This is a genomic window from Massilia cavernae, from assembly GCF_003590855.1.
Taxonomy (GTDB): domain Bacteria; phylum Pseudomonadota; class Gammaproteobacteria; order Burkholderiales; family Burkholderiaceae_D; genus Telluria_A; species Telluria_A cavernae.
This window is the reverse complement of sequence record NZ_QYUP01000012.1, coordinates 1-17,564: the sequence shown is the minus strand read 5'-3', so window position 1 is coordinate 17,564 and position 17,564 is coordinate 1. Positions and strand designations below refer to the sequence as shown.

The window sequence follows — 17,564 nt, the reverse complement described above, 5'->3', positions numbered from 1 at the left end:
GAGGCGAACTGGCGCAGCCAAGGGGGCGCCCTACAGCCGCTCGTAGTGGGCGAACGCGCTGGCCAGCAGCGCCACCATTGCCTCATCCTGCCACGGCTTGGCGACAAACTTGTAGATCGCGCCCTTGTTGATGGCGTCGGCAAGGTTGGCCGGGCTGATGTCCGCTGTCATTAGCACGCGCACGGTGCGCGGATACATCCTCTTGATGCGCTGGAAGAAGTCGATTCCCGTGTGCCCAAGCAGCTCCTGGTCGGAGATCACCACCCCTACCTCATGCCCGGCCAGCAGTTCATACGCTTCGGCCACGCCGTGCGCCGTCATCACGTCGTAGCCGCGCCCGTCGAGCACCTTGCGGAAGGTCGACAGCACCTGCGGTTCGTCATCGACCAGCAGCACCGTGCGGCGCCTCACGGAAGGCGCCAGCGGCGCCAGATCCATGCGCAAGCCGCGCTCCAGCATTGCCACCATCGCCTGCTCCGGTAGCGGGCGGCTGAAATAATAGCCCTGGATTTCGTCGCAGCCTTCGGCCGCTAGCACGCGCAGCTGGCCCTCGGTTTCGACGCCTTCGGCAATCGCGCACAGCCCGAGGCTGTGCGCCATGCGGATCACCGCCGTCACGATCGAGCGGTCTTCCGGGTCGCTGGTCAGTCCGCGCGTGAACGACTGGTCGATCTTCAGCTTGTGGACCGGGAAGCGCTTCAGGTAGCTCAGGTTCGAGTAGCCGGTGCCGAAGTCGTCGATCGACATGCCGATACCGGTCGCGTTCAGGCGGCGCATCAGTTCGATCGACGCCTCCGGGTTTTCCATAGACAGGCTTTCGGTCAGCTCGAGTTCGAGCAGCCGTGGTTCGACGCCGTGCCGTTCAAGCGTGGCGCGCACCAGCTGGTCCATGCCCTGGTCGGAGAACTGCGAGGCAGCGACGTTGACCGCGATCGGCACCACCGGCAAACCGGCATCGAGCCAGGCGCGCAGGGTGGCGCAAGCCTTGTCCAACACCCACATCCCGATCGCGTTAATCAGGTTGCTCTCCTCGGCCACCGGGATGAACTGCAGCGGCGGGACCAGTCCCAGTTCGGGCGACTGCCAGCGCAGCAGCGCTTCCATGCCGACGATCCTGCCGCTGCGCAGGTTCACCTGCGGCTGGAAGTGCAGCACGAACTCGTTGCGCTGCAAGGCGCGGTGCAGGCCCTGCTCGAGCGCGACGCGGGCGTCGAGCAGGTTCTGCATCTCCTGCGTGAAGAACTGGAAGCTGTCGCGCCCGCTTTCCTTGGCGCGGTACATCGCGATGTCGGCGTGGCGCAGCAGCGCCTCGGCGCGTCCGTCCCGTCTGGGGGAAAGACTGATGCGCGATGCTGCCGGTGACCACATGCTCCTGGCCGCCCAGCATGACCGGCTCGCCCAGCCGCTGCGCCACGCACGCGGCGATCGTGGCCGGCATGGTTTCGCCCAGCGGCTCATCGAGCAGCAGCACGAATTCGTCGCCGCCCAGCCGCGCCACCGTGTCGGACGCCCGCACGCATTGCTTGAGGTGGGCGGCCACCATGCGCAGCAGGTTGTCGCCGCTGGCATGCCCCAGCGTGTCGTTGATGTTCTTGAACTTGTCGAGGTCGATGAACATCACTGCCAGCCGGTCGCCGTGGCGCTCCGCGCGCCGGATTGCGTGCGTCAGGCGGTCGAGGAACAGAGCGCGGTTTGGCAGGCCGGTCAGCAGGTCGTGCGTGGCCTGGTGTTCGATCGCCATCTCGTGCAGGCGCCGTTCGGTGATGTCGTGCGCGACGTTCATGACCGAAGCGGCATCGTTGAAGCGGATCGCGCAGCCGAAGAACTCGACGTCGACCAGCGAGCCGTCGAGGCGTGCCACGCGCAGCGCGCGGCGCGGCTGTTTCTGGGCTGCAGCCAGGTTGCCGAATATGCCTTGCGCCATCTGGGCGCGGAAATCTTCAGGTATCCGCGCCAGCGCCTCGGTCCCCAGCAGCTGCTCGGGCGCGCTGGCGCCGAACAGGCGCTGCGCCGCCGGATTCATGAAGACGATCTTGCCGCCGCTGTGGATCCAGATCGCGTCGGGCATCAGTTCGACCAGGGTCCGGTAGCGGCTTTCGCTTTCTTGCCGGTGGGCGTTCAGCTGGCGCTGGTTGAGGATGAGGTTGATGTCGTACAGCTCGCGGCTCTTTTTTTCGAGCAGGCTTTCAGCCTCCTTGCGCGCCGCCCGCTCGCGCGCGAGGCTGCGCGATGCGACCGTGCTGGCCAGCTGGTCCATCATGGGTTCGCGTGCGCCAGCTGGAAGCGCGCCCGGTGCATGTTGCCTTCCTTCTCGAGGTTGGTGCGGACCACCGTGATCGCTTCGCCGAAGTGCCTGATGCAGCCATTGATCAGGCCTTCGGCCAGGTCGGCAAAACCGCGCGGTGATCTGTAGAGGAGTTCCAGCTCGCCCGGCGCCGGCCGGGTGCAGGACAGGCTTGGCAGTTCAGCGTCCGGATACAGCTTGCGCACTTCGACGTGGATCACGCCGTCGATCCGCTCCAGGAATTCGAAGGTATTGTGCGCCTCGACAAACAGGGCCGGATAGCCGACGCTGAAGCGGGTGAACAGGTGTTCGCCGAACATCAGGATCAGCTGCGGCGTCGACACGCCGGTCGCATTCGACAGGGCGGTGACCATGCGCACCAGTTCCGCGTGGTCGTAGGTGCCCACCGAAGTATAGGCGCCATCGTTGGGCAAGTCGGCTTCACCGATGATCCGGTCGAGCATGTCGAGGCCCATGCGCGATTCAACCAGCTCCATAAACTCCACAAATATGACGCCTTTCATTCGGCCCCCTCATTTGTATTATGAAAATGAGTATATCGGCGAAGATAAGGGCGGGCTATCGATTCTTTGCGGCCTTACCCAAGGTGGGTAAGGAGCTGCTGCGCGCCGGGTTAATGTCGCCAGTTTGCAACACGCTCAGCCGTCCTGCTAGTCGAGCATCGGCCTCAATTCATGCCACACCATATCCGCGCTCAGCTTGCGCATGCATGCATGATGCCCGAGCGGACACTCGCGCTCGCGGCAAGGCGCGCAGTCGAGCCGCAGCGACAGCGATTTCGCCATATCGGAAAACGGTGGCGCGTGGGCGGGATCGGTCGGCCCGTAGATCGCCAACACCGGGCGATTGAGCGCCGAGGCGATATGCAGCAGGCCAGAGTCGTTGGACACCACGGCATCGGCGGAAGCGATCAGCGCCACCGCCTCATCCAGCTTCGTGGCGCCGGCAAGGTTACTTACGCGGACCGAGTCGGCCCGCGCCAGCGCGACAATCTCCTCGCACACTTCCCTGTCCTTGGGCGATCCGAGCAAGGCCACCTGCGCATCCGGATTCTCCTGCATGATCTCCCGCGCCAGCGCCGCGAAGTGCGACGCGGGCCAGCGCTTGGCCGATCCGAACTCCGCGCCCGGCGCAAACATGACCAGCGGCCTGCCGGGCACAAGGCCATGCTGGGCACGGGCTGCATCCGACTGATCCCGACTTACCGTCAGCGTCGGACGCTGCACGTTGGCGCGCAAGCGGTCCCGGGGCGCATCGGCCAGCGCCGCGTAGAACGACACCATCGGGCGCGGCGGAATATCGTCGTGGTGCAGCCGGTTGAGCAGGCCGTAACGCATCTCGCCCTTGTAGCCGACCCGCTCCGGAATACCCGCCAGCCACGGAATCAGCGCGTACTTGAGGGTATTGGGCAGCACGTAGGCATCGGCATAGCCGCGCTGGCGCAACACCTGTGCGTAGTTCCAGCGTTCGCGCAGCTGCAGCGCGCCGTGACGGAAAGGCGTCACCAGCACGCTGTCGACCTCCTTCATCGCGCGCCATACCGGCGCCACCGACGGCGGCGCCAGCACATCGATCGGGCGTGACGGATGCTGCTTCCTAAGCAGCTGGAGCAGCGGCTGCGCCATCACGGCGTCACCGATCCAGTTGGGCGAAATAATCAGGGTGCGTGGAGTGCTCATGCTTCGGTCTTGGTGAACTGGAGACGGTAGAGGTTGGCGTACATGCCGTTCGCCGCCAGCAGCTCGTCATGGCGCCCTGCCTCGACGATGCGGCCCTGCTCCATCACCACGATGCGGTCGGCGCGCTCGATGGTGGACAGGCGGTGAGCGATGACCAGCGTGGTGCGCCCCGCCATCAGGGTGTCGAGCGCGGCCTGCACTGCGCGTTCGGATTCGTTGTCGAGGGCGGATGTCGCTTCGTCCAGGATCAGGATCGGCGCGTCCTTGTAGATGGCGCGGGCGATCGCCACGCGCTGGCGCTGGCCGCCGGACAGGCGCATGCCGTTCTCGCCGATCTGCGTGTCCACGCCTTCGGGCAGCGCGGCAACCACGTCCGACAGGTGAGCCGCCTTGATGGCGGCGGACAGGCGCGCCTGGTCCACGACTTCCGCGCCGTAGGCGATGTTGGCGCCGAGCGTGTCGTCGAACAGCACCACGTTCTGGCTCACCATCGCCAGCTGGGCGCGCAGGCTGGTCAGTGCGATCTCTTCGTACGGCACGCCGTCCAGCGTGAGGTGGCCGGCGTTGGGCGCATAGAAGCGGGTTACCAGGTTGACGAAGGTGGATTTGCCGCCGCCGGACACGCCCACCAGCGCCACGGTCTGGCCGGGCAGCACTTCCAGGTTGACGCGGTCCAGCGCCAGCGGGTTCTGTTCGGAGTAGCGGAACGATACGTCCTCGAGCTTCAGGTGGCCGCGGGCGCGGCCCAGCACCTTCGTGCCCGGATCGGGTTCCACCGGCGCGTCGATCATGCCGAACACGGTTTCGGCCGCCGCCATGCCGCGCTGCATAGGGCCGTTGACTTCGACCAGCGCCTTCAGCGGCTGCAGCAGCATCAGCATCAGCGTGACGAAGTTGGTGAATTCGCCCACCGTCATCTGCGAGCGCAGCGCCATCACGATGACCACCGAGACCGCCATCGCGGTGCCGATCTGCGTGATTGGCACCGTCGCGGCGGCAGCCACCGTTGCGCGCTGGGTGAAGCCGCGAAGCGCGTCGCTGCGTTGCTCGAAGCGGCGGCGCTCGTACTTCTCGCCGGAGAACACGCGGATGACCTGGTGGCCGCGCGCCGCCTCCTCCACCACTTGCGTCATTTCGGCGGTGACGCGCTGGTTTTCGCGATTCAGGCGGCGCAGGCGCTTGGTGGTGGTGCGCACGATCGCCGCGGTCAGCGGAATGACGACCAGCGCGATCAGCGTCAGCTGCCAGTTCAGGAACAGCAGGCCGGCCAGCAGGCCGATGATGGTCAGCGTATCGCGCACGAAGGCGAGGAACACCGAGTTGATCATGTCGACTACCTGGCGCACGTCGCCGATGACGGTGTTGATCACCTTGCCGGTGGACTCCTCGTGGAAGCGCGCCACCGGAAGGCGCAGCAGCTTCTCGAACACCATGCGGCGCAGGTCGTTGAGCACGCGGCTCATGATCCAGTTGTTCAGGTAAGCCGTGGCAAAGGTGGACACGCCGCGCACGAGGAAGATCGACAGCAGGATCAGCGGCACCAGCCACAGGCTGAATTCCACCTTGTTGGGACCGAAGCCCTTGTCGAGCAGGAGCTGCAGCGCCCAGCCGAGCATCGGCTGGGTGGACGCCGCGACGGCCATCGCCAGCAGCGACATGAAAGCGCGCCCGCGGTAAGGCTTTACGATCTTGAACAGGCGCTCGGCCACGGTCTGGTTTTTCATTGTGTTTGCGTCAGGCGCGTGTGGTCAAAAGGTCAAACAAGGTTTGCGCGCTGTTCTCTTCCTGCAGGACAGCGCCGGCTGCGGCCGCGCGCGCCGCCAGGGCGCCGTAGCCGGCGATCTGCTGCTGCACCGCCGCCAGCACAGTTTCGGGCGAGGTGTCCGGCACCACGCTGCCGGCGTCGAAGCGCTCGACCATGCGCGCGATCCACGATCCCGGCGTCGAGATCACCGGGCTGCCGTGCGAGAAGGCGTCCAGCGTCACGCCGCTGATGCGGTCCGCGAAAGCCTGCGCGTCGTACAGCTGCAGGCATACCGCGCCCTTGAACAGGTCCGCGTACTCGTCCGGCGACAGCGTCGTCCCGCGGATGTCCAGCTGCGGGTAGCCGATGCCTTCCAGGCGCGCCAGGTCGGCGCGCACCGAGGCGTCGTACTTGCCGGCCTGCTCGGCGGAGGTCTGCATCACCACGGGATTCGTAGCCCAAGCTTGTGCATGTGCTCCACCAGGCTGACGACTTCGGAAAATCCCTTGTCGCTGCGGGCGGCGCCGGCGAACAGCAGGTGCTTGAAGGCGTGCTCCCCGGGGGCGGCCTGTCCGCCCGGCTGCGAGATCGGATAGGGTACCACGCGCGCATTGGCGAAGCCGGCCTGCTCGAACACGGTAGTGACGGAAGGCGTCGGCCCGTAGATTTCGAGGTTGGGCTGGCGCCGCGCGATCGCCCGCAGGCGCGCCATCTTGCGCTCGCTCGGCTTGAACCAGTGGACGTACAGGTAGACCTTCTTCGGCGGGATGAGGCCCGCCGCAGCCCAGTCGATCATCAGGAGGTCGGCGTAGCGGGCGGTCGAGACGAACAGCTTGCCCGGCGCCTTGATCAGGTCCTTGTACAGGAAATAGCTCTGCACCTTGCGGATGCGGCGGAAGAAGCATTTCTTCACTTCGACATCGGCGCCGAAGCTCACCTCGATCTTGCGGTCGGCCCACAGGCGCAGCCGGCGCGATTCGTCTGCCCGCCGGCTCAGCGCGGTGATGAAGCTGTAGCAGTGGCCGGCGGCCGTGGTCAGCGAAGGCTCGACGACGTTGATTGTATTTGGCATATCAGTGACCCTGGAGATGCGATTCTTTCGCGTTGAGGTAAAGGCCCATGAGCAGGAACACCATCAGCGCGTAGAACAGGCTGCCCTTGATCGACCAGAAGATCACTTCGGTCAGCCCGAAGCCGACATAGCCCGTCACCAGCAGGATACCAGCCAGCGCCAGCGCGAATTCCTGGGCGCTGGCCTTGCGCTCGCGCAGGGCGTGCGCAAAGAACATGAAGGGCGCCAGCATCATGCCGGCCCAGATCGCAAAGCCCACCACGCCGCCGGTCACCAGCGCCTGCAGGCTCTCGTTATGGAAATGCGGCAGCGTGAGCACCACCGGATCGAGCTGGCCGGCCGCCACCATCTCCTTCAGCGCCTGCAGGTAGTCCGCCTCGCCGCGTCCGAGCAGCGGTGCCTCCTCGATCATCGTGGCGGCCGCCTTCCACAGTTCGAGGCGGGTGCCGACGTTGCTGAAGGCACTGCCGCCATCGAACCAGACGGTGGCCTCGGCCACGCCCTGGTGCACGCGTTCCTGCACGCCGGTGGCCGGAATGAAGTAGGTCGCCACCACCAGCGCGAAGCTGGACACAACCATCACGCGGGAACGCCAGCTTCGGAGGACGTGACCATACGCGACGAACACCAGCGCGGCCAGCGCCAGCCCGAGCCAGCCGCCGCGCGTGCCCGTCATGATGGAGGCCACCAGCCCGGCGACGGCGCCCAGTGCAGGCCACACTACCTGGCGGTGGGCGCGAACATCGACGGTGGCGGCCAGCGCCAGCAGCGCGAGCGACAGGGCGATGTCGCCGAAGGTGATCGCGTTGAGCAGGCCGCCGGGGCGGTCCATGTCGAGGAACACACGCTGGTAGCCGACCAGTAGCAGCGCGCCCGCGGCGCCCCCGATCACACCCCACCACAGGGCCTTGCGGTCCGGCTTGGCGGCCAGGACCAGCGCCAGCGCCGACACGGCCAGCAGCATGCGCACTGGCTTTTCGACCGCGCCGAGCGCGTGGTCGCGCAGCAGGTAGCAGCCCAGTACGAACAGGAAATTCAACAGGAAGGGCAGGATCACCCAGCGCAACGACGGCCAGTGGCGGCGCAAGGCGCTGTTACCGTCGCGGAGTACAAAGACACCCGCAATCAGGAAAAGGAAGCTGCAAAGCCCGACGCCGAACGGGGTGACCAGGCTCAGAAACGGGAACAGGAACATCAGGATGGCGGTTATCGCCTGCTTGGAGGGCGTTCGATTGAGAAGGCTATTGTTCATTCATTCATGGGTGGGATATGCTGAAGACTTCAGTTAACTGAGAAGCACGTTCGCCGACATGCAGCGCGCGCCAACAATCTCCGTCGTCATTACGACCTGGAACCGTCCGGACGCCCTTCGGGCGGTCGTCGAGGCGTGTTTCGGCCAGGATGATCTAAATTTCGAGATCATTATCGCTGATGACGGCTCCACTGCCAACACGAAGGACTGCATCGACCAGCTGAGGGCCCGCTCCCCGGTGCCGCTCCTGCACGTGTGGCAGGAGGACCTTGGCTTCCGCGCGGCGATGGCGCGCAACCGCGCCACGCTGGCGGCGAGCGGCGAATACATCGTGTTCCTGGACGGCGACTGCATCCCGCAAAGCGACTTTATCTCCCAGCACCGCAAGCTGGCGGAGCACGGCTACCTGGTGTCGGGCAGCCGGGTGCTGCTCAGCCCTGCCCTGACCGCCCGGGTGCTGGCCGAACGGATCGACCTGCCCCGCGCGGGGGTGGGCGAGAAGCTGGCGTACCGCTTCAAGGGACATATCAACAAGGTGGCGCAGCTGCTGGTGCAGTGGCCGGACATAGGGCGGCACCGGCGCAAGTTTTCATGGCGCCGCATCAAGAGCTGCAACCTGGGCGTCTGGCGCAAGGACCTGGATAGGGTGAATGGCTTCGATGAGAGCTTTACCGGGTGGGGACATGAGGATTCGGACCTCGTGGTGCGGCTGTTTAATGCGGGGGTGATGCGCAAGGACGGGGCGTTTGCGACCGAGGTGTTCCACCTCTGGCACAAGGAGGCGGTGCGGGACCAGGAGTCCAGTAACAGGAAGGTGGTGGTGCAAAGGGCGAAGGACGGGACGGTGCGGGCGATACAGGGGTTGGCCGAGCATGCCTAGATGCGGGCACGCGGATGCGCTTCGCTTATCCGCCCTACGTCCCATGCATGATTTCGTAGGGCGGATAAGGCCGCAGGCCGCATCCGCCGCCTTTCTTAATACTCGATCGCGACTTCTTTTGCACCCAGCACCTGCTCGAGCGCCAAGGTCAGCGCATCGGATGGCGCCACCAGCCAGTCGTCGCCCAGCTGCAGCGTGCAGTCGACGCCCTCCGGCTTGTAGCGCACCGCCAGCGGCAGGCCCTCCTGCATGCGGTGCGGCTTGAGCACCTCGGCCATCTTCGCCGTCGGCACCGGTTGCGGCAGGTACATGCCAAGCTGGCGGCCGTAATGGATGCGCGAAGCGGTCAGGTCGTACACCTTCTCCGCCGTGATGCGCAGGCCGCCGTTGAAGCGGTCTTCCGACACCTTGCCCACCACCAGCAGGAAATCGTCTTCCTTGAAGATGTTCTTGTTCGCCTCGAACACCTCGCTGTACACCGTCACTTCCACCACCGCGGTCTTGTCGTCCAGCGTGACGATCAGGATCTTGCCGCGCTGGGTCATCTGCGGACGCACGCCGGTGATCACGCCGCACAGCATGCGCGGCTCGCGCGACGGGTCGAGGTCGGCCAGCTTGGTGCGTGCGAAGCGGCGCACTTCACCGGCATACGAGTCGAACATGTGGCCGGACAGGTAGAAGCCGAGCGCGACTTTTTCCTCGGACAGCTTCTGCTTGTCGGTCCACGGCAGCACCTTCACGTACTCCGGAGGCGCCACCAAGTCACTGTCGTCGCCGCCGAACAGGCTGACCTGGTTGATCGACGCCGCTGCCTGGTCGGCCACTTCCACCGCAAACGCCACCGACGCCAGCAAGACGGCGCGATCCACGCCGAAGCAGTCCATCGCGCCGGCGCGAATGAGGGACTCAATGGTGCGGCGGTTGATCTGCTTGCGGTCGACCCGCTTGCAGAAGTCGAACAGGTCCTTGAACTTGCCGCCGCTCTCGCGCGCGGCGATGATCGCCTCGATCGCGCCCTGGCCGCAGCCCTTCACGCCGCCAAGGCCATAGCGGATGTTCGTCACGGGCTTGCCTGTCACCGACGGCGCCGGGCCTTCCGGCGTAAAGCGGAAGTGCGACTCGTTGATGTCCGGCGGGAGCATCGTCAGGCGGCAGACGTCGATCGAGTCCTCGACCAGGATCTTGATCTTGTCGGTGTCTTCCATCGCCAGCGACATGTTGGCTGCCATGAACGCGGCGGTATGGTGCACCTTCAGGTAGGCGGTGTGGTACGACAGCAGCGCGTACGCGGCCGCGTGCGACTTGTTGAAGCCGTAGCCCGCGAACTTTTCCATCAGGTCGAAGATCTCGTCGGCCTTTTCGGTCGACAGCCCGTCCTTGGCGGCGCCGGCGCGGAAGATCTCGCGGTGCTCCGCCATCTCCTCGGCCTTCTTCTTGCCCATCGCGCGGCGCAGCATGTCCGCGCCGCCCAGCGAGTAGCCGCCGACGATCTGCGCCATCTGCATCACCTGCTCCTGGTAGACCATGATGCCGTAGGTCTCGGACAGGATCGACTCGGTGCGCGGATCGGGGTAGTCGAACTTCTCGCCGTGCTTGCGCTTGCAGAAGTCCGGGATCAGGTCCATCGGGCCCGGACGGTACAGCGCCACCAGCGCGATGATGTCCTCGAAGCGGTCGGGACGCGCGTCCTTCAGCATGCCCTGCATGCCGCGCGATTCAAGCTGGAAGATCGCGACCGTCTTGGCCTTGGTCAGCAGGTCGTACGAACCCTTGTCGTTGAGCGGCAGGCGCGCCAGGTCGAAGTCCTTCTCCACCGGGTCGAGCTGCTTGATGTACTTGACCGCGCGGTCGAGGATGGTCAAGGTGGTCAGACCCAGGAAGTCGAACTTCACCAGGCCGACGGCTTCGACGTCGTCCTTGTCGTACTGCGACACCACACCGGTCTCGCCGCCCTGTGTGTACAGCGGGCAGAAATCGGTCAGCTTGCCGGGGGCGATCAGCACGCCGCCGGCGTGCATGCCGATGTTGCGGGTGATGCCTTCGACCTGCTGCGCCAGGTCCAGCAGCTGCTTGACCTCTTCTTCGTTTTCGAGGCGCTCCTTGAGCATCGGTTCTTCTTCGATGGCCTCGGCGATCGACACCGGCTTGCCCGGCTTGAACGGGATCAGCTTGGAGACGCCGTCGCAGAAGTTGTAGCCGAAATCGAGCACGCGGCCGACGTCGCGGATCGCGCCTTTCGCGGCCATGGTACCGAAGGTGGCGATCTGGGACACCGCTTCGCGCCCGTACAGGTCCTTCACGTGCTGGATCACGCGGTCGCGGTTTTCCTGGCAAAAGTCGATGTCGAAGTCGGGCATCGAAACGCGTTCCGGGTTCAGGAAGCGCTCGAACAGCAGATTGTACTTGAGCGGGTCGAGGTCGGTAATCAGCAGGCAGTACGCCACCAGCGAACCCGCGCCCGAACCGCGGCCCGGGCCGACCGGCACGCCGTTTTCCTTGGCCCACTTGATGAACTCCGCAACGATCAGGAAGTAGCCGGGGAACTTCATGTTGCAGATCGTATCGGTCTCGAACTTCAGGCGCGACTCGTAGCGCGGGCGCGCTTGCTCGCGCTTGACCGGATCGGGGTACAGGTGCTCCAGGCGCAGCTCCAGGCCCGCCTTCGATTCGGCGACCAGGAATTCATCGATGGTCATGCCCGGCGGAGTCGGGAAGTCAGGCAGCTGCGGCTTGCCGAGCGTGAGCACGACGTTGCAGCGCTTCGCGATTTCGACCGAGTTTTGCAGCGCAGCCGGCATGTCGGCGAACAGCTCCGCCATCTCGGCCTGCGACTTGAAGCACATCTCTTCGTTGAAACGCTTGACGCGCTTGCCGTTGGCGAGCATCTCGCCTTCGGCGATACAGGTGCGCGCCTCGTGCGCGATGAACTCGTCGCGCGACACGAACTGCACCGGGTGGGTGGCCACCACCGGCAGGCCAAGCTTGGCCGCCAGCGCCACCGCCTGGCGCACCTGGGCTTCCTGGTTGGCCTGGCCGGCGCGTTGCACTTCGATATAGAAGTGACCCGGGAATGCCGACGCCCAGCGGCGCGCGCAGCGTTCAGCCAGCGCCAGGTTGCCGTTCTCGATGGCGGTGCCGACGTCGCCGAAATGGGCGCCAGACAGCGCGATCAGGCCATTGGCCTGGGGTTCGTCCGGGTACAGGGTCGAGGTGCTTGTGGCAAGCGCTTCCAGCCACTCGGGACGGATTTCGGCGCGGCCCTTATGCTGGTTGGTCAGCCAGGCTTTCGACAGCAGTTCGCACAGCTGCAGATAGCCGGTGCGGTTTTTCGCCAGCAGCAGCAGGCGGCTCGGCTTGTCGCGGTTGTCGTCGTTGGTGATCCAGGCGTCGACGCCGATCACCGGCTTGACGCCCTTGCCGCGCGCGGCCTTGTAGAATTTGACCATGCCGAACAGGTTGGCCAGGTCGGTGACGGCGAGCGCGGGCTGCTTGTCCTTGGCGGCGGCGGCCACGACATCGTCGATCCGCACCAGGCCGTCGGCGATGGAGTACTCGGTGTGCACGCGCAGGTGGACGAATGCCGGGGCCACTGGCTTGGCCGGCGCAACGGCCGCTTCACTACCCACTTCGAGGACATCCATGCTCATGTTCCGATTCACCTGCTGAGAAAGAGCGGTATTTTACCGTGACGGGAGGCTGTCGGCGGGAATCATGCTGCGCATCGGGGCGGATGTTGCCAGAAAATGCTTGACACTTCCACCCGCGCGATTTCGCCCCGCGCCGCGCAAGACCGATCCTCCTCAGGCCGCCGAAGCCAGCGGCACCGGCTTGACCGCGCCGTAGCAGCGCCGCATACGCAGGAAGGGTTCCTCGATGGTGTTGTAGCTCAGCGCCGACAAGGCCCAGGTGGCGGCATAGGCAAGCGGCAGCATCAGCAGCGCGTGCGCCCAGGTAACCTTCCCCGCCATGCCGTACATGTGCATCGCCTGCGCCACCACGTGCAGCACGCCCATGTGCAGCAGGTAGAACGAGAAGCTGATCTTTCCGCCGTGGATCATCACGCGTTCGAGCCACGCCGGCAGCGCCTTGTCGAACGACACCCACGCCAGGATCACGCAGGCCCACACGCTGCTTTCCAAGGTCGACCAGACGATCCAGAATGCCGAACGCGGCTGCACGCCGAGGGCGCCCAGCTTCGATTGCAAGGCGCTGCCGGCGATCGCCAGCATGAAGGTCAGCGGCACCAGCCATCCTGCGCGGCGGTGCAGCGCGAGACTATGCTGCTGGTACAGCATTGCCGCCAACATGCCGATCAGGAACTGGTCGAAACGCCCGACGAAGGTGCTGAAGAACATCAGCGTGCTGTTCTGGTTGACGGTGTAGGCGGCCACCTTGAAGAAGAACAGCAGCGCCAGCAGGCTGAACAGGTAGCGCGGGCCGCGTTCCATCGCGAAGCGCGCAAGGAAGGGGAAGATTGCGTAGAACATGAATTCGAGCGAAATCGTCCACGCCGCGCCGGTGATCACCGTCTGCGACGTCGGCGCCAGGCCGAGGTTGGTGGCAAACAGGTAGAAGATGTCCTGCGGCTGGAATTTGTCGCGGCCTATCGACGTGGCGACCAGGAAAACGAGGAAGAACAGCGGGAAGATCCGCAGGAAGCGGTTGCGCATGAAATCGCGGTAGTTAATGCTCTTCACGTGCAGCGCGATCTGCATGAACAGGAATCCGGACAGCGTGAAGAACAGCCCTACCCCGGTGTGCCCTTCCGTCACTAGCCCCGTCCACGGCGACTCAAGCGCCGCGCCGCCGAGGCCACGCCATTGCCCGTGGAAATGGAACAGGAACACCATTGTTGCCGCCAGCCAACGCAGCTGGTCGGTGCGCGGGTTATAGGGGATGTTCAGCGATCTCATGGGAAACGGCTTTTAATTGTCGGATATATACCGTGTGCAAGTATTGTACGGCCGCACTCTGGATAAGGCCATTGCTTTATAATGATGCCCTGTCTTTATGCACTGACCCCCGCCATGCAATCCGCTACTTCCTACATCAATATCGCCGCTTACAAGTTTGTCACCTTCGACAATACCGAAGCGATGCGTCCTCAGTACCAGGCCATCTGCCAGCAACTGTCGCTCAAGGGCACCATCCTGTTGACACCGGAGGGCATCAATATGTTCCTGTCCGGCACTCGTGAGAATATCGACGGCTACCTCGCCTGGCTGCGCAGCGACCCGCGTTTCGCCGATATCGAAGTCAAGGAAAGCCTGTCGGAAGAACAATCGCACAAACGCATGCTGGTCAAGCTCAAGAGCGAGATCATCACGATGCGCATGCCGCTGATCAAGCCTGAGCTGGGCCGCGCGCCTGCGGTCGAACCTGTGACGCTCAAGCGCTGGCTCGACCAGGGCCATGACGACAACGGCAAGCCGGTTGTCATGGTCGACACGCGCAATGCCTTCGAAGTGGACGTGGGCACCTTTACCAATACCATCGACTACCGCATCAGCAAGTTCACCGAGTTCCCGGACGTGATTGCGGCGAACAAGGATGCGCTGGCCGACAAGACCGTGGTGACCTTCTGCACCGGCGGCATCCGCTGCGAAAAGGCGGCTATCCACATGCAAAACATCGGCTACGAGAACGTGTACCAGCTCGAAGGCGGCATCCTGAAGTATTTCGAGGACGTCGGCGGCGAGCACTACACGGGCGACTGCTTCGTGTTCGACTACCGTACCGCGCTCAGCCCGAAGCTGGAGCCGTCCACCACCGTGCAGTGTTTCGCCTGCCGCGCCGTGGTCACGCCGCGCCAGCAGCTGGCGCCGGAATATGAGTACGGCGTGTCGTGCCCGCATTGCTATGCGGACATGCAGAATGCGTCGCAGACGAATGCGGCCCCGCAGGAACATCAGCGAGCTTAAGGGCCCCGCATGGCATATTTTCCGCGAAGGTAACGACAGTTGCCGTTTCCGTCTTCGCGGGGGCTATCGTTCTTCGCGGGTATGCCACAGCCGCAAGACATAGATCGTGGCCTGGGTAATTTCGTAACGCAACTCATAACTGCCAACAAGAATGCGCCGAATCTCACGCGGCTCGAACTCATCAAGCCGTTCGCCAATACGTGGGTTTGACGCCAGCGTGACGGCAGCGGCGGTCAGCGCTTGAACGGCACGCGTCGCCGCAGGTTTGTTCACCGTGGCCAGAAAGTCGTACAGTCGCGTCAAATCGGACAATACCTTGCTGGTCCATCGCAACTCCATCAGTCCACCACCGGCGCCCGTGTCGGTTGATCCGTACCGAGGCTGTCTGCCCATGCCTGTACCGCCTGGTGGTCGATGACCCGTCCGGCGTCCACGTCGGCCATTGCCTCGCGCGTGAGCCGGCTCCGCTCCTCTTCCTGGTCGACCCAGGCGCTGAGCGCCTGCTTGACGATCCAACCGCGCGATCGCTCAAGTTTGGCGGCCAGCTGGTCGACCTTATCGGCCAGCGGCAGAGGAACGTGTGCCGTAAGGACTTTGGTTTCTCTATGTGCCATTCTTTTCCCGAGTTTAATCGTTGCCGGCCGTAACGGGGCGCATACGCCATGTGAAAACTTTTGATCCTCGCACAACACCGCTGGATCATGAAGGAGATTCAACAGGATTATTCTCGCACCGAGCCAAGGGGGAAATCAATCTTTTCTAATCAAGTTGAATCACAACGATGTAAAGCTGCTGAACTTGCGCGAATGTCGCTGCCATTGCGTGCCCTCCAGTTAGTGATCTTCATACCAACATTGACTGAAAAACCAACAACGCACTATTCGAAGAAGCGCGCCACCTTCATCACGTCCTCGCCGGTCAGCGTTCCCGCCGCCGCCCTCAGGCGCAAAGTGCCGATCAGGTAGCTGTAGCGGGCCTGCGCCAGGTCGCGCTGGGTGGCGGCCAGCTGCTGCTGGGCGGTCAGCAAGTCGAGGTTGATGCGCACGCCGCCCTTGATGCTTTGCTCGGTCGCGGTGACCAGCAGCTTGCCCGAATTGACCGCCTTCACCAGTGCATCCACCTTGGCGACGCTGCTCAGCATCAGGCTGTGCGCCTTGCGCAGCTCGACCAGCACAAGGCTGGTGCGGCGGTCCAGGTCGGCCTTGGCGCGTTCGCGCGCGGCGACCGCCTGGCGCGACACCGCGCTGACCTGGCCACCCGAATAAATCGGCACGTTGAGCTGGATGCCGACCGAGCGGTTGAGCGATTCCTGATTGAGCTGGGTCAGCGTTTCGGAATCGCTCTTGCTGTAACTGGCGACGAAATCGAGGCGTGGCGCGTGGCCGGCGCGCGCCTTGTTCAGCTCCTGCTGCGCCACGTCCACCGCCAGGCGCGCGGCCTGCAGGTCGGGGTTCCTGGCCAGCGCGGTCCGGCGCCAGTCGTCGAATTCGGCCGGCGCGAGCTGGTCGATGCGGAACGAGGCCGACAGCGAATCGAGCTCGCCGGGATCCATGCCGATCACGCCTTCCAGCGTGTTGCGCGCGGCGGTCAGGTTGTCCTGGGCTTCCAGCACCTGGGCTTCGGCGAGGTCGAGCCGGGCCTGGGTTTCGAGCATATCGGTCCTGGTACCCTCGCCTTTTTCAAACAGGCGGTCGTTGACCTTCATCTGCTCGCTGTAGGCTTTGCGCTGCGCCAGTACCAGGTTCAGCTGGTCGCGCGCGTACAGCGCGTCGAGGTAGGCGCTGACCACGCGCACCGCCACTTCATCCTTGTGGCTCTCGAAGCGCGCCGCGCTCTCGTCGGTCTGCGCGATGCCCTGGCGGTAGCGCGCGTAGGCGTCGAAGTTGACCAGCGGCTGGCGCAGCTGCACTACGCCGCTGCGGCTGATGTAGCGCGGATGGGTAAGGTTCTCGTTGCCCCCGACTTGCTGGGTCACGTCGGCTCGGATGCGGTTGGCGTTGTAGCTGCCCGACAGGCTGGGCAGCAGGTTGGCGCGGCCGATGATGCGGTTTTCCTTGCCGGCCTCGTTCTCGTAGAAGTTCATGCGGTAGGCCGGATCGTTCTTCAGCGCGGCCTCGTAGGCCTGCTGCAGGCTGACCGCGCCGGCGCTGCCGGCCTGCAGCGCGAGCATGGTGCCGATGGCCCAGGCGCCGCGGCGCAGGCGGCTGGCGGTTGCGTTCGCTTTGACTGGGGCCATGGTCAGTCCTCGCTCATCGAAGTCTGGGCGCGGTCGATGATCGGCTTGATCAGGTAGTTCATCATGGTGCGCTCGCCGGTCTTGACGAACAGTTCCACCGGCATGCCGGGCTGGACGTCGAGCTTCTTGGTGGCGATCAGCTTGGCGCCGGCATCGGTCACCTTGACGCGCACTTTGTAGAACGGCTCGCCGGTGCGCTCGTCGACCGAACGGTCGGCCGACACGTGGGTCACTTCGCCCGGGATGTGCGGCGTGGTGTTGGTGTTAAACGCGGAGAAGATCAGTTCGACCGGCAGGCCGGCGTGCACCTTGTCGACCAGGTTGACCGGCAGGCGGCCTTCGGCCACCAGCGCGTCGCCGCTCGGCACGATGTCCATCATGCGGAAGCCCGGCGATACCACGCCGCCCTGGGTGAACACGGCCAGGCCGACCACGGTGCCGTCCACCGGCGCTTGACGTCGACGTTGGCCAGCTC

The 17,564-nt window shown here is 64.6% G+C and carries 16 protein-coding genes; 2 read left to right on the top strand and 14 right to left on the bottom strand.

All coding sequences use genetic code 11. The features are described 5' to 3' along the window. Window positions 1-30: 30 nt before the first annotated feature. From D3872_RS26205 to D3872_RS01280, 8 genes are all read right to left on the bottom strand, one after another. Window positions 31-1,128, bottom strand: a complete 1,098-nt coding sequence (locus D3872_RS26205; RefSeq protein ID WP_229459102.1) for an EAL domain-containing protein — start codon at window positions 1,126-1,128, stop codon at window positions 31-33. Next, on the bottom strand, window positions 1,013-2,260 hold the full coding sequence (locus D3872_RS01310) for a diguanylate cyclase (protein WP_119809108.1): 1,248 nt from the start codon (window positions 2,258-2,260) through the stop codon (window positions 1,013-1,015). The genes D3872_RS26205 and D3872_RS01310 overlap by 116 nt, the downstream gene beginning before the upstream one ends. After that, the gene (locus D3872_RS01305) at window positions 2,257-2,808 is read right to left on the bottom strand and encodes a heme NO-binding domain-containing protein (protein ID WP_119809107.1); all 552 of its coding nucleotides are present in this window, start codon (window positions 2,806-2,808) and stop codon (window positions 2,257-2,259) included. The genes D3872_RS01310 and D3872_RS01305 overlap by 4 nt, the downstream gene beginning before the upstream one ends. Before the next feature lie 147 nt (window positions 2,809-2,955). After that, a complete protein-coding gene (gene waaF / locus D3872_RS01300) occupies window positions 2,956-3,984 on the bottom strand; it encodes a lipopolysaccharide heptosyltransferase II (RefSeq protein ID WP_119809106.1) in 1,029 nt (342 codons plus the stop codon). Next, the gene (msbA, locus tag D3872_RS01295) at window positions 3,981-5,708 is read right to left on the bottom strand and encodes a lipid A export permease/ATP-binding protein MsbA (protein ID WP_119809105.1); all 1,728 of its coding nucleotides are present in this window, start codon (window positions 5,706-5,708) and stop codon (window positions 3,981-3,983) included. Before msbA ends, waaF begins: the two co-directional genes overlap by 4 nt. A 10-nt stretch (window positions 5,709-5,718) precedes the next feature. Beyond that, window positions 5,719-6,171, bottom strand: coding sequence for a glycosyltransferase family protein (locus D3872_RS01290; protein WP_147373757.1), 453 nt, complete (start codon window positions 6,169-6,171; stop codon window positions 5,719-5,721). Continuing rightward, window positions 6,168-6,800 (bottom strand): hypothetical protein, encoded by a 633-nt coding sequence (locus D3872_RS01285; RefSeq protein WP_119809103.1) that lies wholly within the window; start codon window positions 6,798-6,800, stop codon window positions 6,168-6,170. The genes D3872_RS01290 and D3872_RS01285 overlap by 4 nt, the downstream gene beginning before the upstream one ends. A gap of 1 nt (window position 6,801) precedes the next feature. Next, window positions 6,802-8,052, bottom strand: coding sequence for an O-antigen ligase family protein (locus D3872_RS01280; protein WP_119809102.1), 1,251 nt, complete (start codon window positions 8,050-8,052; stop codon window positions 6,802-6,804). A 58-nt stretch (window positions 8,053-8,110) separates the two neighbouring features. Between D3872_RS01280 and D3872_RS01275 the strand changes: the two genes are divergently transcribed. Continuing rightward, window positions 8,111-8,932 carry a glycosyltransferase family 2 protein gene (locus tag D3872_RS01275; RefSeq protein ID WP_119809101.1) on the top strand — a complete coding sequence of 274 codons (822 nt, stop codon included), beginning with the start codon at window positions 8,111-8,113 and terminating at the stop codon, window positions 8,930-8,932. A gap of 95 nt (window positions 8,933-9,027) precedes the next feature. Here the strand turns inward: D3872_RS01275 and dnaE are convergent, their stop codons facing one another. Both dnaE and D3872_RS01265 read right to left on the bottom strand, forming a co-directional pair. After that, a complete protein-coding gene (gene dnaE / locus D3872_RS01270) occupies window positions 9,028-12,579 on the bottom strand; it encodes a DNA polymerase III subunit alpha (RefSeq protein WP_370660931.1) in 3,552 nt (1,183 codons plus the stop codon). Window positions 12,580-12,732: 153 nt separating this feature from the next. Beyond that, window positions 12,733-13,845, bottom strand: coding sequence for an acyltransferase family protein (locus D3872_RS01265; RefSeq protein ID WP_119809099.1), 1,113 nt, complete (start codon window positions 13,843-13,845; stop codon window positions 12,733-12,735). A 114-nt stretch (window positions 13,846-13,959) separates the two neighbouring features. On the opposite strand from D3872_RS01265, the gene D3872_RS01260 reads away from it, so the two are divergent. After that, window positions 13,960-14,853: a sulfurtransferase gene (locus D3872_RS01260; RefSeq protein ID WP_182915637.1), complete on the top strand. Its 894-nt coding sequence runs from the start codon at window positions 13,960-13,962 to the stop codon at window positions 14,851-14,853. Window positions 14,854-14,916: 63 nt separating this feature from the next. Here D3872_RS01260 and D3872_RS01255 read toward each other — a convergent pair whose 3' ends face one another. The 4 genes from D3872_RS01255 to D3872_RS01240 all read right to left on the bottom strand — a co-directional run. Beyond that, complete coding sequence (locus D3872_RS01255) at window positions 14,917-15,192, bottom strand: type II toxin-antitoxin system RelE/ParE family toxin (RefSeq protein ID WP_119809097.1); 276 nt, start codon at window positions 15,190-15,192, stop codon at window positions 14,917-14,919. Further along, window positions 15,192-15,467 (bottom strand): CopG family ribbon-helix-helix protein, encoded by a 276-nt coding sequence (locus D3872_RS01250; RefSeq protein WP_119809096.1) that lies wholly within the window; start codon window positions 15,465-15,467, stop codon window positions 15,192-15,194. Before D3872_RS01250 ends, D3872_RS01255 begins: the two co-directional genes overlap by 1 nt. Window positions 15,468-15,730: 263 nt before the next feature. Then, window positions 15,731-17,089, bottom strand: a complete 1,359-nt coding sequence (locus D3872_RS01245) for a TolC family outer membrane protein (protein ID WP_119809095.1) — start codon at window positions 17,087-17,089, stop codon at window positions 15,731-15,733. 2 nt (window positions 17,090-17,091) lie between these two features. Next, window positions 17,092-17,564, bottom strand: a 473-nt coding sequence (locus D3872_RS01240) for a beta-barrel domain-containing protein (RefSeq protein ID WP_119809136.1), incomplete at its 5' end; no start/stop codon positions are given.

Excerpts from the sequence above, each read along its gene's own strand:
- D3872_RS01310 (WP_119809108.1), bottom strand. The coding sequence starts at position 2,260 with ATGATGGACCAGCTGGCCAGCACGGTCGCATCGCGCAGCCTCGCGCGC.
- D3872_RS01305 (WP_119809107.1), bottom strand. The coding sequence starts at position 2,808 with ATGAAAGGCGTCATATTTGTGGAGTTTATGGAGCTGGTTGAATCGCGC.
- waaF (WP_119809106.1), bottom strand. The coding sequence starts at position 3,984 with ATGAGCACTCCACGCACCCTGATTATTTCGCCCAACTGGATCGGTGAC.
- msbA (WP_119809105.1), bottom strand. The coding sequence starts at position 5,708 with ATGAAAAACCAGACCGTGGCCGAGCGCCTGTTCAAGATCGTAAAGCCT.
- D3872_RS01285 (WP_119809103.1), bottom strand. The coding sequence starts at position 6,800 with ATGCCAAATACAATCAACGTCGTCGAGCCTTCGCTGACCACGGCCGCC.
- D3872_RS01280 (WP_119809102.1), bottom strand. The coding sequence starts at position 8,052 with ATGAACAATAGCCTTCTCAATCGAACGCCCTCCAAGCAGGCGATAACC.
- D3872_RS01275 (WP_119809101.1), top strand. The coding sequence starts at position 8,111 with ATGCAGCGCGCGCCAACAATCTCCGTCGTCATTACGACCTGGAACCGT.
- dnaE (WP_370660931.1), bottom strand. The coding sequence starts at position 12,579 with ATGAGCATGGATGTCCTCGAAGTGGGTAGTGAAGCGGCCGTTGCGCCG.
- D3872_RS01265 (WP_119809099.1), bottom strand. The coding sequence starts at position 13,845 with ATGAGATCGCTGAACATCCCCTATAACCCGCGCACCGACCAGCTGCGT.
- D3872_RS01260 (WP_182915637.1), top strand. The coding sequence starts at position 13,960 with ATGCAATCCGCTACTTCCTACATCAATATCGCCGCTTACAAGTTTGTC.
- D3872_RS01255 (WP_119809097.1), bottom strand. The coding sequence starts at position 15,192 with ATGGAGTTGCGATGGACCAGCAAGGTATTGTCCGATTTGACGCGACTG.
- D3872_RS01250 (WP_119809096.1), bottom strand. The coding sequence starts at position 15,467 with ATGGCACATAGAGAAACCAAAGTCCTTACGGCACACGTTCCTCTGCCG.
- D3872_RS01245 (WP_119809095.1), bottom strand. The coding sequence starts at position 17,089 with ATGGCCCCAGTCAAAGCGAACGCAACCGCCAGCCGCCTGCGCCGCGGC.